Source organism: Halomonas sp. (assembly GCF_034520545.1).
Classification (GTDB): Bacteria; Pseudomonadota; Gammaproteobacteria; order Pseudomonadales; family Halomonadaceae; genus Halomonas.
This window is the reverse complement of sequence record NZ_JAXHNN010000010.1, coordinates 689,865-702,283: the sequence shown is the minus strand read 5'-3', so window position 1 is coordinate 702,283 and position 12,419 is coordinate 689,865. Positions and strand designations below refer to the sequence as shown.

Genomic DNA, 12,419 nt, shown 5'->3' with positions numbered 1-12,419 from the left:
ACCACGACGGAGAGCCATGGTGAGGACCTTTCGCTTACAACTGCCCGCCGGCATTGCCCTCGGACTGCTGTCCCTCGGCCTGCTCCAGGCGCAGGAGCCACTGGTCGAGGAGGCCAGCCAGGCCCAGCGCAGCCAGGCCGAACTCCAGGCGCGCATCGATGCGGCCGACGCTGAGAGCCGCGAGATGTTGGCCGAACTGCGTCGCCTGGAGAACGAGACTCATCGCCTGGCGACGCGCAGCGACGCATTGGCACCGCGTCTCGATCGCCAGGCTGAGCAGTTGGCCAGCCGCGAGTCGGCCCTGGATACCCTGGTCGAGACCCGTAGGGTGCTCCCCGCGTTGGAGCAGGCGCTGGTTTCGCGACTGCAGGCCTGGGTCGAACGTGACCTGCCGTTCCTGAAGGAGGAGCGTCTGGCCCGCGCCGAGGGTCTCGAGGCCGGCTTCGACGACCCCGACGCCTCGGCCGCCGATCGTCTGGACCGTATCCTTTCCGCCTGGCGCACCGAGCTCGACTATGGCCGGGAACTCGACGCCTGGCGCGGCATCCTGAATGAAGGGAATGACGAGGGCGCCCGCCGCGAGGTGGACTTCCTGCGCCTGGGCCGGGTGGGCCTCTATTATCTGACCCCCGACGGGCGCGAGGGTGGCGTCTGGCTTGCCGACGAGCAGCGCTGGCAGGTGCTCGACGAGGCCGGGCGTGCCGAGCTGCGCCTAGGCCTGCGCATCGCCCGTGACCAGCGGGCCCCGGAACTGTTGACTCTGCCGGTCTCCCGGCCGCTCGAGCGGACAGATACCACCACCGACGCGGAGGCGAGTTCATGACTCATCCCTGGACGCGTGTTGCGCGTCGCGCCATGGCAGGGCTTGTGATGGGTGTGCTGACGGTCACCGTCTTGCCCGCCCATGCCCAGTCTGACCCCTTGACCACCCTGCGCGCCGAACGCGAGGCGGCCGAGGCCCGCGATGCGGCGCGCCTGGCCGAGCTCGTCGAGGATCGAGAGGCCCTGCGGGCGACCCTGGAGGAGGCCCGCGAGGCCAATGCCGAGGCCGAGGCGCGCCTCGCGGAGCTGGAGGAACAACAAGCGCAACAGCAGGCCCTGCGCGAGACCCTCGATGCCCGGCAAGCCGAGCAGGGAGATGAGCTTTCGGCGGTGCTGGAGACCATCGCACGCCACAGCGGCGAGCTGCGTGACGCCCTGGCGGAGACCTGGATCACGCTGGGCGGCGCCGAGTTGCCGCCGCGCCTCGACGATGCCGAGGTGCTGCGGCCCGAGTATCTGGAAGGGCTCGGCGATGCCCTGATGGCGCTGACCGCGGAGACCGGCCGGGTGGTCGCCTTCGACGCGCCCGTGGCCGGCGGCGACGGTGAGGTCAGCGCCCGTGAGGTGGTGCGCCTGGGCGACCTGGTCACCTTCAGCGAAGGCCAGCTGCTAGAGCACGGTGCCGAGGAGGGCGTGCTCTCCACGGCGGCGCGCACCCCGGCGGAGGTGGCGGAGCTGCTCGCGGCCTTCCAGGCCGGGGAGGGCGAACGCCTGGCTCTGGATCCCACCTGGGGCGAGGTCATCGATGCCCTGGCCCAGCGCCCCAGCCTGGTGGAGCGCTTTTACCAGGGGGGCGCCGTGGGCTATGTGGTGGTGGGACTGGGCGCCATCGGCCTGCTGGTGGCGCTGCTGCAGTACGCCTACTTGCTGAAGGTGAGTGTGGCGATGCGTCGCCAGTTGCGAGACCTCAGCCGGCTGCGCGAGGACAACCCCCTGGGCCGCGTGCTGATGCGCTTCCGGGCGCTCGCCGAGGACCCGGTGCCCGAGGCGCTGGAGGCGCGCCTCGACGAGGCGGTACTGGCCGAGCTGCCCAGGCTCGAGCGCGGCCAGCCACTGGTCAAGCTGCTCGCCGCCGTGGCGCCCTTGCTGGGCCTGCTGGGCACGGTCACCGGCATGATCGTCACCTTCCAGGCCATCACGGTGTTCGGCACCGGCGACCCCCAACTGATGGCCGGCGGCATCAGCCAGGCGCTGGTCACCACCGTGCTGGGCCTGATCACCGCGGTGCCGCTGCTGTTCGCCCACACCGCCCTGGCGGGGCGCAGCCGCCACCTGGCCGGGGTGATGGAGGGCCAGGCCAGCGCGGCCCTCGCCGAGAGCCTCGAGCAGCGCCAGGCCACCCCGACACTAGCCGGGAGCGAGCGCCGTGCTACCGCTCTGGCTTGAGCCCCTGGCGCGGCTGGTCGATGCCGGCGGGGCCATCCTGGTGGGCATCGCCCTGGTGGCGGCGCTGCTGTTCAGCCTGGCGCTGGAGCGCTTACTGTTCTTCCGACTCACCTATCGCCGCGCCCGACGCGCCCTCATCGCGCGCTGGACGGCCCGCCATGACCACCTCAGCTGGAGCGCCCTGACCCTGCGCGAGGTGTGGGCCCGGGAGCTGATCGCCCGCCTGCGGCGCCCGCTGCCCTGGCTGAAGCTGCTGGTGGGGCTCTGCCCGCTGCTCGGCCTGCTGGGCACCGTCACCGGCATGATCGCCGTCTTCGACAGCCTGGCGCTGAGCGACACCGGTCAGGCCCGCGCCATGGCCGACGGCGTGGCGCGCGCCACCCTGCCCACCCTGGCCGGCATGGCCGTGGCGGTGGTGGGCCTGCTGTTCACCAGCCGACTGGAACAGATCATCCGGCGCGAGGACCAGCGGTTGCATGATCGCCTGGCCCGCGCCGTGGAGGATTCCCATGCGTAGACGCCGCAGCCTGGCCGCCGAGGGAGACGATACCGGGGAGATCAACCTGACCCCGATGCTGGACGTGGTCTTCATCATGCTGATCTTCTTCATCGTCACCACCAGCTTCATCAAGGAGAGCGGCGTGGAGATCGAGCGGCCCGAGTCCAGTGCCGCCAGTCCCCAGCCCGATGCCCAGCTAATGGTGGCGATTACCCCGGAGGGCGCCGTCTGGGTGGACGGCCAGCCGGTGGATGCCCACCGCGTCGGCGACGCGGTCGCCGCACTGGTCAGCGGCGATGGCGGGGTGGTGATCCAGGCCGATCGTGAGGCAACCACCGGCCTGCTGATCGAGGTCATGGACCGCATTCGCGAGGCCGGCGTGGAGCAGGTCGCGGTGGCCGCGACCCGGGGCGCGCCATGAGCCGGGTGCCCGTTTCCGTCCTGGCTGGCGTGACCCTGGCACTGCTGCTGTTCTGGCTGCTGGCGCTGTTGGTGTCGCCGCCCGAGCCGGAGATCGAAGTGCTGGAGATGAGCATACCGCTGACCAGCGTCGAGGCGCCCCGATCTGAACAAGAGCCCGAGCCTGAACCCGAGGCGGCCGAGCCGGTAGCCGAGGTCGCCCCGCCGGAACCGGTGACGCCGCCTCCGATGCCGGAGCTCGTACTGGCGTCGCAGAGTCCCATCGCGTTGCCCGAGCCGGAGCTGCCGCCGGAAGAGTCCGAGCCGCTGGAGCTTGACATCACTCTGCCGGAGCTCAGCGAGGTTCAGCCCGAGCCCGAGCCGGAGCCGAAACCGACGCCTGAACCGGAACCGGAGCCAGCACCACAATCCGAACCCGTGCCATCCCCCGAACCTCGGCCGGAGTCGCCTGCCCCTCCGGCGGCCGAGTCGTCGACGGAGCCTGCCGAGGCCTCCCTCCAGGACGCCAGCGCCAAGCCCGTCAGCAACCAGCCGGTGGACGTGGGCCGGGTCGCGCCGACCGAGCGGGTGCCGCCTGAGTACCCGGCGCGGGCCCAGCGTCGTGGCCTGGAGGGCCATGTGGAGCTGGAATTCGTGATCGGAGCCGACGGTCGAGTCGACCCCTCGAGCATCCGCGTGACCTCCGCCCGGCCGCGCAACGTCTTCGACGATGCCGCCCGTCAGGCGGTGGCGCGCTGGCGCTTCGAGCCCTCGAGCGGGTTGCGTCGGGCCCAGCAGCGCCTGGAATTTCAGCTGAGATAGCGGGCCAAGGAGAGTGTCCATGTCGCATTTTCGTCATTTCGCCCTGGCCGCCGCCGGTTGGCTTCTCGTGGCTCCCACGGCCTCGGCGGCGCCGGCGTTGCCGGGCGCCTTCATCGCCGACCTGGAGCGCCTGCAGAAGCGGCTCGCGGCCGGCGAGACCGAGGCGGTAAGCCAGCGGACGGTTTACCAGGCCGAACGCCTTGCGGGGGGCAATGCCGCCGACCGCTGGGCGCGGGCCCTCTACCTGCAATTGGCCGCAGGCGCCGCGGTGCGCTCCAACGACCCGGCGGCGGCCGCGGCGCATCTTCGCGCGGCCCGCGAGACGCCTGGGGTGGAGGCCGCCCAGCGCGATCGCTGGCAGGCCGAGGAGGCGCGACTGCGCCTGGCTGCGGGCGAGACCAAGCGCGGCATCGAACTGCTGGCCGACTGGCTGGGGCGCCACGAGGGTGAGCCGCGGGATCGTTGGCGCCTGGCCCGCGCCCTGGCGGAAATGGAGCGCTGGGAAGCTGCCGCCGACTGGACGGAGCGTGCCCTGGCCGTTACCCCGGAGCCAAGCGTGGCCCAGCGGGCCCTGGCCACGACGGTGCTGCGTCGTGCCGGTCGCGACGCCGAGGCGTTGTCGTTGCTGACCGAGGGGCTTGCGGCGAGTGGTGATCCCGAACGCTGGCGGCAGGCCGCGGCCCTGGCGCAGCGGCTGGGCGATGCCGGCCAGGCCGCGGCGATCTGGGAGGCCGGTTGGCGGCGCGGGGTGCTCGTGGGCAGCGAGGACCTGCGCCGCCTGATCGGCCTGCACCTGGCCGGCGGCACCCCGGCACGGGCCGCCGAGTACCTCGAGGAAGCCCTTGACGCCGGGCAACTGGAGGACAGCGAGGCGCACCGGCGCCTGCTGGCCCGGGCCTGGGAGGCGGCGCGCGACCGCGACCGCGCCCTCAAGGCCTGGACAACGCTGGCCAGGCGCAGCGGCAGCAGCGACGATTGGTTACGCTTGGGCCAGTTGGCCCATGCATGGGGTGACATCGAGCTCGCCACGCTTGCCCTCGGCGCCGCAGGGGGCAAGCTAGGGGACGTGGACAGTGACTGGGGCGCTGACCTCCAGGCAGGCTTGGGGCCCCAGAAAACAGGCAGATAGGCATGATGCCGCTCCGCTTGCCGGGCGATTGCGCCCACCTGAACAGGCGGAGGGTCTGTGCTGCGCTCGAAGCCCCGTTGCGGCTTCTCGCTCTTAGAGGCGGCTGGCGAGCAGGGCGGTCAGCGCCTGGTCGCCGAGCACCAGCGGGTTGGTCTTCATGCTGCCACCCCGCGAGTCGGCCACCACTCGAGCCAGGTCGTCGCCGGTCATGCCGAATTCGCCCAGTCGCGGCATCGCCAGTCGGCGGGTCCATTCCCGTAGCGTCACCACCAGGGCGTCGCAGGCATCGCGCTCGTTCAGGTCCGGTGCCTCGCCGAGCAGGCGGCCGACGCGGGCATATTTGGGCAGGGCTTCCGAGGCTTCCTCGCATTCGCGCAGCGCCGCGATGTTCACGGCGGTGGCCTCGGCCAGCAGGGTGCCGCACACAACGCCGTGGGGGATCGGGAATAGGGCCCCCAGCGGCGATGCCAGTCCGTGTACCGACCCCAGGCCTGCCTGCGCCAGAGTAATGCCGGACATCAGCGAGGCATAGGCGAGCCCCGGATAGCCATCTACGGGGGCGCGGTGTCCGCCTTCCAGTGCAGTCCAGAAGCTCCGATAGAAGGCCTCCATGCCGGACCAGGCCAATGCATCGGTGGGCGGGCTGGCGTTGATGGAGACATAGGATTCAAGCAACTGGGTGAAGGCATCCATGCCGTTGGCAGCCAACTGGTCCGACGAGCAGCCAGCCAGCAGGTCCGGGTCGACCAGGGCGACCCGAGCCACCAGTTGGTCATCACGGAACGACTTCTTGAAGCCGTCTGGTCCCTGTTCGCTGAGGACCGCGTTTCGGGTGGCTTCACTTCCGGTGCCTGCGGTGGTGGGTACGGCAATCAGTGGCACGCTGGGGCCAGGGTAGGGCAGCCCCTGGCCAACCCCCTCGAGATGGTCCATGACCGAAGTGCCGCTGCGCAGCAGGCCGGCCACGGCCTTGCCGGTATCCAGGGCGCTGCCGCCGCCGATGGCCACCACGGCCTCGATCCCTGCCTCGCGCTGCGCTGCCACGATCTCATCGACGAGGCGAGGCGAGGGTTCGCCGGCCACGCTGACATGCGCCCAGCTCACTTCCTGCTCGGCCAGCGCCGACTGCAGGGCCGGCCAGTGAGGTGAGTCGACGAAGGAGCGCCGGCCGGTGACCAGCAAGATACGACGGCCGTATCGGGCGATCAGCGCCGGCAGGCGTTCGATGCCTTGGCGTCCGAATTGGATCTCGGGAAGGGGCGACAGGCGGAAGGCGCCGAGCCGTTCGAGGTAGGGCGTTTCCTTCATTATGGTGATCCCTCGGTTGGCGAGCAGGAGACCTACTATAAGGGGCTCTTCCGGGCCGGGCCAATCGTCACCCTATCGACGCCTTGAGCGGTTTCGGTTCAGAGGTCGAGTTCGGTCCAAACTGGCGCGTGGTCGGAAGGCTTTTCCATGCCACGCAGGTCGTAGTCGATGCCGGCGTCCGCTACCTTCTCGGCCAGTGGTGCGGTGACCAGGATGTGGTCGATGCGCAGGCCGCGTCGCGGGTCGCGCTCGAAGCCACGGGAGCGATAATCGAACCAGCTGAAACGGTCGTCCGTACTCGGGTAGCGCACCCGGTAGCTGTCGGTGAGGCCCCAGCCCTTGATGCCGGCGAGCCACTCGCGCTCCACCGGCTGGAAGCTGGTCTTGCCTTCGCGCAGCCATCGCTTGCGGTTGGCCTCGCCGATGCCGATGTCGCTGTCTTCGGGAGAGATGTTGAAGTCGCCCATCACTGCCAGGCGCTCGTCAGGACGGTGCTGCGTCTCCAGCAGGTGCTGTAGCTGTGCATAGAAGGCGCGCTTGTGAGGAAACTTCACCGGATGCTCGACGTTCTCGCCCTGGGGGAAGTAGCCGTTCCATACCGTGAAGGGGTTGCCACCGTTCGGGCGAAGGCGTACGCCGATCATGCGCCGCTGGGTCTCCTCGCCATCATCGGGAAAACCGTGATAGGTCGCCTCCGGGTCGCCGCACTGTGCTGTGTCGATCATAAGCGCCACGCCGTAGTGGCCCTTCTGGCCATGGTAGAAGACGCGATACCCCAAGGCCTCTACCGCCGCGACGGGGAATTCACTGTCCTGGACCTTGGTTTCCTGTAGGCCGATCACCGCCGGGTGATGCATCTCGACCAGGGCGGCGAGCTGGTGAAGGCGAGCACGGATACCGTTGATGTTGAAGGAGACCAGGCGCATCGTCAGTCGTCCTGCCGTTGCGGGGAATCGTTATCCGCCGTCTCGGGATGAATGGCGATCGGCTGCCCCGACTCCTGGCGGGCCTGTTTGCGGGCCGCCTGCAGTTTGCGCTGCTGGCGCTTCTTCTGGGAGAAGCGGGACGTCGAGGTCACCTGGTCGGGATTCTCGTGACGCCACTTCTTGAAATCCTTGCGCTTGCCGGTGCGGATCTGCACCTTGTCGGCCAGCGAACGGGTCTTCTTTTGGCGTGTCATGATGCAACTCCTTGCATGAATGAATGCCATTCTACCAGTCGCGGCGGGTCCGCCGACAGCGACTAGCCGTTTGGCAGGCGTCAGGGGCGCGCCCTCGTCGCCGGAGACTGGTACAATGCTGGTTTGCGTCATGCATCTCATCCACCGATACGGACAAGACAGCACAGCCTATGAGCGAGTCGGAACAGACCACAGCACCGGCCCAGAACCGCAAGCCCAAGCGCCGTCGGCGCAAGCCGCGGCGTCGTCAGTCGAACTGGGATCTGCGCCAGTTTCAGGTTCCCGTCGTGGCGGGCAAGTGGCGCTTCCATGACTTCGACTTGCCGCTGCCGCTGATGCGGGCCATCCATGCCCTGGGTTTCGAATACTGCACACCCATCCAGGCCGAGGCTCTGACCCAGACCCTGCTGGGCGGTGACGTGGTGGGTAAGGCCCAGACCGGCACCGGCAAGACCGCTGCCTTCCTGATCTCGATCATGGCCTACTTTCTCGAGGAAGAGGCACCCAACGCCCAGAAGCCCGGAGCACCGCGGGCGCTGATCGTGGCTCCGACCCGCGAGCTGGCACTGCAGATCGAGAAGGACGCCAAGGCCCTGGCCCGCTTCACGGATCTCAAGGTCGCCAGCGTCGTGGGTGGCATGGACTACCAGAAGCAGCGCGACGCACTGGGCGACAGGCTCGACATCCTGGTTGCCACCCCGGGGCGACTGCTGGACTTTCACGAGAAGCGCGATGCCGACCTCACCCAGGTGGAAGTCCTGGTGCTGGACGAGGCGGACCGCATGCTCTCCATGGGCTTCATCCCCGACGTCAAGCGCATCATCCGCCATACGCCGAACAAGGAGCAGCGGCAGACTTTCCTGTTCTCGGCCACCTTCAGCCAGGACATTCTCAACCTGGCCAGTCAGTGGACCCACGAGCCGGCCCACGTCGACATCGAGGTCACCGTCGATAACGCCGCCGACATCGACCAGCGCGTCTACCTGGTCGGCGATGAGGACAAGCAGCGCCTGTTGATCAATCTTCTCAAGCAGGAGAGCTTCGACCGGGTGATGGTGTTCGGCAACCGCCGCGACCTGGTGCGCAAGCTTTATGATCTGCTTGGTAAGGCCGGTATCAATGCCGCCATGCTTTCAGGCGATGTGCCTCAAAATCAGCGCATCGAGACCCTCGAGAAGTTCCGCGAGGGCCAGATCCAGGTGCTGGTGGCCACCGATGTGGCGGGGCGCGGCATTCACATCGAGGATGTCAGCCACGTGATCAACTACACCCTGCCGGAAGACCCGGAGGACTACGTGCACCGCATCGGTCGCACCGGTCGCGCCGGCGCCAAGGGCGTGTCGATCAGCTTCGTGGGAGAGGAGGATGCCTTCTCGCTGCCCGAGATCGAGAACTACATCAACGACAAGCTGCCCTGCGAACATCCGCCGGAAGGCCTGCTCTGACGGCCCATGCTTGACGAGGCGCTGAAGGCCGAGATCCAGGACGCCTATCGTCGGGTACTCGAGAGCCTCGAACTCACGCCGCGCTATGGCCAGCGGCTGATGATCGCCGAGATCGCCCGCACCCTGGCGGGCATCGAGACGGATGACGACGGTCGACGCACCAGTGACGAGCACGTCTGTGTACTCGAGGCTGGCACGGGCACCGGCAAGACCCTGGCCTATCTGCTTGCCGCGCTACCGGTGGCCAAGGCCCGCGGCAAGCGGCTGGTCATCGCCACTGCCACTGTAGCCCTGCAGGAGCAGGTGCTTCATCAGGATCTACCCTCGCTCAAGGCCCACAGCGGGCTCGATTTCGACTATGCCCTGGCCAAGGGGCGTGGGCGCTATGTCTGCGTGGCGCGTCTCGACCAGGCGCTGGACGGCGGGGAGGAGAACGCCACCCTGTCGCTCTTCGAGCAGTCACTGGCCAGCGGCGGCGATGACTTCCAGGCTCTGGTCAAGGAACTGGGCGAGGCCTATGGCAATGGCCGGTGGGAAGGCGACCGCGACAGCTGGCCCCAGGCCATCGAGGATAGTCACTGGCGCCGCCTCACCGTGGACCACCGCCAGTGCACTAACCGCCGCTGCGGCCACTTCGGGGCCTGTGCCTTCTTTCGTGCTCGCCGCCATCTCGACAGCGCCGATGTCATCGTTGCCAATCATGACCTGGTGCTGGCCGACCTGGCCCTCGGGGGTGGTGTGGTGCTGCCGGCGCCAGGCGACTGTATCCACGTCTTCGACGAGGGTCATCACCTGCCCGACAAGGCCCTTCAGCACTTTACATACCGCTTCGCCGTGGGCGGAGCACTGCGCTGGCTGAAGACCCTGAAGAGCTCGCTCAGCGAGCTCAACCAGGCGCTTGCCGTCCAGCCGACCCTGGCGCGGCTGCTGGCGGGGCTTCCGGAGGCGATCAACGCCCTGGAGCCCCGACTCGGTGAGGCCTTCGCCCTGGGCCACCAGCTGGCGGGTCGTCCTCAGGGCTTGTCCGAGGGTGAGGAGAGCCGGCACCACCGCCTCGAGATGGGGCGGGCACCCGAGGCGCTGCGTGAGCATGCCGGAGGCCTGGTGGTGGTCTTCGCGGAACTTTCTCGCACCCTGGAGAGCATGGCCGACATCCTGCGCGAGAGCCTCGACCCGGACAAGCACACCGGCCTGCCGCGGGAGCAGGCCGAGGCCTGGCTGCCGCTGGTGGCGCTGCTTCACGGGCGTGCTCTGGAAGCCCATGCGCTGTGGCTGGCCTTTGCCGAGACGGATCCCGAAGGCGAGCCGCCCCGCGCACGCTGGCTGACCCTGGAGCGTTTCAATGGCGAGCCCGAGCTGACCTTCTCGGCGAGCCCTGTCTCGGCGGCTCATACTCTGGCGAAGAGTCTCTGGGGGACCACCTTCGGGGCGGTGGTGACCTCAGCGACGCTGACGGCTCTGGGGCGCTTCGAGCGGCTGCAGGAGCGTGCGGGGCTGGCCAACCGCTATCGCTATCAGCGTCTCCCGAGCCCCTTCGATTACTCCCAGGCGGTGCTCAGCGTACCCCGTGAGGCGGTCGACCCCGCCGACCGCGAGGGGCACGAGCGGGCCATCGTCGACTTCGTGGAAGCGCTGGGTGACCAGGAGGCGGTGCTGATGCTCTTCTCGTCGCGGGCCCAGCTGCGCGGCGTCGAGAAGTCGCTCTCCAGGGCTCGGCGCGAGCGAGTGCTGGCCCAGGATCGCCTGCCCAAGCGCGAATTGATCAGCCGCCATCGGGAACGAGTCGACGCGGGGGAAGGCAGCATCATCTTCGGTCTGGCCAGCTTCGCCGAGGGCATCGACCTGCCCGGTGACTACCTCACCCATGTGGTGATCACCCGGTTGCCCTTTTCGGTTCCGGACGATCCGGTAGGGGCGACATTGGCCGAATGGATCGAGAGCCAGGGTGGTAACCCCTTCATGCGCATCAGTGTGCCGGACGCCTCGATAAAGCTGGTGCAGGCCTGTGGCCGGCTGATCCGCAAGGAAGCCGACCACGGTCGCATCACTCTGCTGGATCGCCGGGTACTGACTCGCCGCTATGGCCGGGCCCTGCTCGATGCCCTGCCGCCTTTCGTGCGCGAGATCGACGGGGTTCGCGACGTCTGAGGCGTGCAGGCAAGGCATGAAGGCGAAAGGACAAGGTTCCGAGCCGGCAGGCGGTGTTTCCCGCAATGAACGGACCCGCCATCCGGCGGGCCCGTTCGTTGCGGTTGCAGCCAAAGATCAGGCGGCTTGAAGTCGTCCGGCCAGCACCGGCGCGAGCTTCTCGTTCATGCGCTTGAAGGATTCGACGGTGGTATCCCAGTCGATGCAGGCGTCGGTGATCGACACGCCATAGGTGAGCTCACCGGGATCATCGGTCATCTTCTGGTTGCCCCAGCCGATGTTGGATTCGACCATCAGGCCGATGATCGAACGGTTGCCTTCGAGGATCTGGTTGGTGACGTTCTCCAGCACCAGCGGCTGCAGGGCCGCATCCTTGTTGGAATTGGCGTGGGAGCAATCGATCATGATGTTGGGCTTGATACCGGCCTTCTTCAGCTCCTGCTCGGCCAAGGCCACGCTGACGCTGTCATAGTTGGGCTTGCCGTTGCCGCCGCGCAGCACCACATGGCCGTAGTCGTTGCCGCGCGTGCGGATGATCGCCACCTGGCCGGCCTGGTCGATGCCCAGGAAGTTGTGGGGGTGCGAGACCGACTGCAGGGCATTGACCGCGACATCCAGGCTGCCATCGGTGCCGTTCTTGAAGCCCACCGGGCAGGAGAGTCCCGAGGACATCTCGCGGTGGGTCTGGGACTCGGTGGTGCGCGCACCGATGGCTGACCAGCTGATGCAGTCCTGCAGGTACTGGGGCGAGATGGGGTCCAACGCTTCGGTGGCCAGTGGCAGGCCCAGCTCGGAGAGGTCGACCAGCAGCTGACGAGCGATGTGCAGGCCTTCCTCGATCTCGAAGGAGCCATTGAGGTGAGGGTCGTTGATCAGCCCTTTCCAGCCCACCGTGGTGCGGGGCTTCTCGAAGTAGACACGCATCACGATATAGAGGCTGTCCTTGACCTCGTCGGCCAGTCGGCGCAGGCGGCGGGCGTAGTCCAGGGCGGCATCCACGTCATGGATGGAGCAGGGCCCTACTACCATCAACAAGCGAGGGTCGTGGCCGTCGAGAATGGCCTGGATCGTCTCGCGCCCTTCGATCACCGTGCGCTCTGCGTCGTCGGTGAGGGGAATTTCCTGCTTCAGGGCCTCGGGCGTGATCAGGACGTCCTGGGCGAGAACGTTGAGGTTATTGACCTGCTGTTCTGACATTGTGCTTCCTGTGTGGTGTCTGCGCTGATGGCGATGTCCAGTGACGTCTACTATCGCGCGCGGCAGCGGCAAATTCAATCGCCG

At 68.0% G+C, this 12,419-nt stretch carries 12 protein-coding genes; 8 read left to right on the top strand and 4 right to left on the bottom strand.

Going from position 1 to position 12,419, the window contains the following annotated elements; translation table 11 throughout:
- The first annotated feature begins 16 nt into the window (after positions 1–16).
- The 6 genes from U5L98_RS11935 to U5L98_RS11910 are packed head-to-tail and all read left to right on the top strand — an operon-like array spanning position 17 to position 5,057.
- Positions 17–823, top strand: coding sequence for a DUF3450 domain-containing protein (locus tag U5L98_RS11935; protein ID WP_322558512.1), 807 nt, complete (start codon positions 17–19; stop codon positions 821–823).
- Positions 820–2,208 carry a MotA/TolQ/ExbB proton channel family protein gene (locus tag U5L98_RS11930; protein ID WP_322558511.1) on the top strand — a complete coding sequence of 463 codons (1,389 nt, stop codon included), beginning with the start codon at positions 820–822 and terminating at the stop codon, positions 2,206–2,208. The genes U5L98_RS11935 and U5L98_RS11930 overlap by 4 nt, the downstream gene beginning before the upstream one ends.
- On the top strand, positions 2,189–2,725 hold the full coding sequence (locus U5L98_RS11925) for a MotA/TolQ/ExbB proton channel family protein (protein WP_322558510.1): 537 nt from the start codon (positions 2,189–2,191) through the stop codon (positions 2,723–2,725). The genes U5L98_RS11930 and U5L98_RS11925 overlap by 20 nt, the downstream gene beginning before the upstream one ends.
- Entirely contained in the window at positions 2,718–3,128 is a 411-nt protein-coding gene (locus U5L98_RS11920; RefSeq protein WP_322558509.1) for a biopolymer transporter ExbD, read from the top strand. The genes U5L98_RS11925 and U5L98_RS11920 overlap by 8 nt, the downstream gene beginning before the upstream one ends.
- Positions 3,125–3,928 carry a TonB family protein gene (locus tag U5L98_RS11915; RefSeq protein ID WP_322558508.1) on the top strand — a complete coding sequence of 268 codons (804 nt, stop codon included), beginning with the start codon at positions 3,125–3,127 and terminating at the stop codon, positions 3,926–3,928. Before U5L98_RS11920 ends, U5L98_RS11915 begins: the two co-directional genes overlap by 4 nt.
- Before the next feature lie 19 nt (positions 3,929–3,947).
- On the top strand, positions 3,948–5,057 hold the full coding sequence (locus U5L98_RS11910; protein WP_322558507.1) for a hypothetical protein: 1,110 nt from the start codon (positions 3,948–3,950) through the stop codon (positions 5,055–5,057).
- Positions 5,058–5,150: 93 nt separating this feature from the next.
- Here the strand turns inward: U5L98_RS11910 and U5L98_RS11905 are convergent, their stop codons facing one another.
- The 3 genes from U5L98_RS11905 to U5L98_RS11895 all read right to left on the bottom strand — a co-directional run bounded on the left by U5L98_RS11905 (position 5,151) and on the right by U5L98_RS11895 (position 7,545).
- Positions 5,151–6,365, bottom strand: a complete 1,215-nt coding sequence (locus U5L98_RS11905; protein ID WP_322558506.1) for an iron-containing alcohol dehydrogenase — start codon at positions 6,363–6,365, stop codon at positions 5,151–5,153.
- Positions 6,366–6,463: 98 nt separating this feature from the next.
- Entirely contained in the window at positions 6,464–7,291 is an 828-nt protein-coding gene (xthA, locus tag U5L98_RS11900; RefSeq protein ID WP_322558505.1) for an exodeoxyribonuclease III, read from the bottom strand.
- A 2-nt stretch (positions 7,292–7,293) separates the two neighbouring features.
- Positions 7,294–7,545 carry a hypothetical protein gene (locus tag U5L98_RS11895; RefSeq protein ID WP_322558504.1) on the bottom strand — a complete coding sequence of 84 codons (252 nt, stop codon included), beginning with the start codon at positions 7,543–7,545 and terminating at the stop codon, positions 7,294–7,296.
- A gap of 170 nt (positions 7,546–7,715) precedes the next feature.
- On the opposite strand from U5L98_RS11895, the gene rhlB reads away from it, so the two are divergent.
- A complete protein-coding gene (gene rhlB, locus U5L98_RS11890) occupies positions 7,716–8,990 on the top strand; it encodes an ATP-dependent RNA helicase RhlB (protein WP_322558503.1) in 1,275 nt (424 codons plus the stop codon).
- Positions 8,991–8,996: 6 nt separating this feature from the next.
- Positions 8,997–11,138, top strand: a complete 2,142-nt coding sequence (dinG, locus tag U5L98_RS11885) for an ATP-dependent DNA helicase DinG (RefSeq protein WP_322558502.1) — start codon at positions 8,997–8,999, stop codon at positions 11,136–11,138.
- A 117-nt stretch (positions 11,139–11,255) separates the two neighbouring features.
- On the opposite strand, the gene U5L98_RS11880 is transcribed toward dinG, so the two are convergent.
- Positions 11,256–12,335, bottom strand: a complete 1,080-nt coding sequence (locus U5L98_RS11880) for a 3-deoxy-7-phosphoheptulonate synthase (protein ID WP_322558501.1) — start codon at positions 12,333–12,335, stop codon at positions 11,256–11,258.
- Positions 12,336–12,419 lie beyond the last annotated feature (84 nt).

Bases quoted from the DNA above. Each gene is read 5' to 3' on its own strand.
- U5L98_RS11935 (WP_322558512.1), top strand. From the start codon at position 17: ATGGTGAGGACCTTTCGCTTACAACTGCCCGCCGGCATTGCCCTCGGA.
- U5L98_RS11930 (WP_322558511.1), top strand. From the start codon at position 820: ATGACTCATCCCTGGACGCGTGTTGCGCGTCGCGCCATGGCAGGGCTT.
- U5L98_RS11920 (WP_322558509.1), top strand. From the start codon at position 2,718: ATGCGTAGACGCCGCAGCCTGGCCGCCGAGGGAGACGATACCGGGGAG.
- U5L98_RS11915 (WP_322558508.1), top strand. From the start codon at position 3,125: ATGAGCCGGGTGCCCGTTTCCGTCCTGGCTGGCGTGACCCTGGCACTG.
- U5L98_RS11910 (WP_322558507.1), top strand. From the start codon at position 3,948: ATGTCGCATTTTCGTCATTTCGCCCTGGCCGCCGCCGGTTGGCTTCTC.
- U5L98_RS11905 (WP_322558506.1), bottom strand. From the start codon at position 6,365: ATGAAGGAAACGCCCTACCTCGAACGGCTCGGCGCCTTCCGCCTGTCG.
- xthA (WP_322558505.1), bottom strand. From the start codon at position 7,291: ATGCGCCTGGTCTCCTTCAACATCAACGGTATCCGTGCTCGCCTTCAC.
- U5L98_RS11895 (WP_322558504.1), bottom strand. From the start codon at position 7,545: ATGACACGCCAAAAGAAGACCCGTTCGCTGGCCGACAAGGTGCAGATC.
- rhlB (WP_322558503.1), top strand. From the start codon at position 7,716: ATGAGCGAGTCGGAACAGACCACAGCACCGGCCCAGAACCGCAAGCCC.
- dinG (WP_322558502.1), top strand. From the start codon at position 8,997: ATGCTTGACGAGGCGCTGAAGGCCGAGATCCAGGACGCCTATCGTCGG.
- U5L98_RS11880 (WP_322558501.1), bottom strand. From the start codon at position 12,335: ATGTCAGAACAGCAGGTCAATAACCTCAACGTTCTCGCCCAGGACGTC.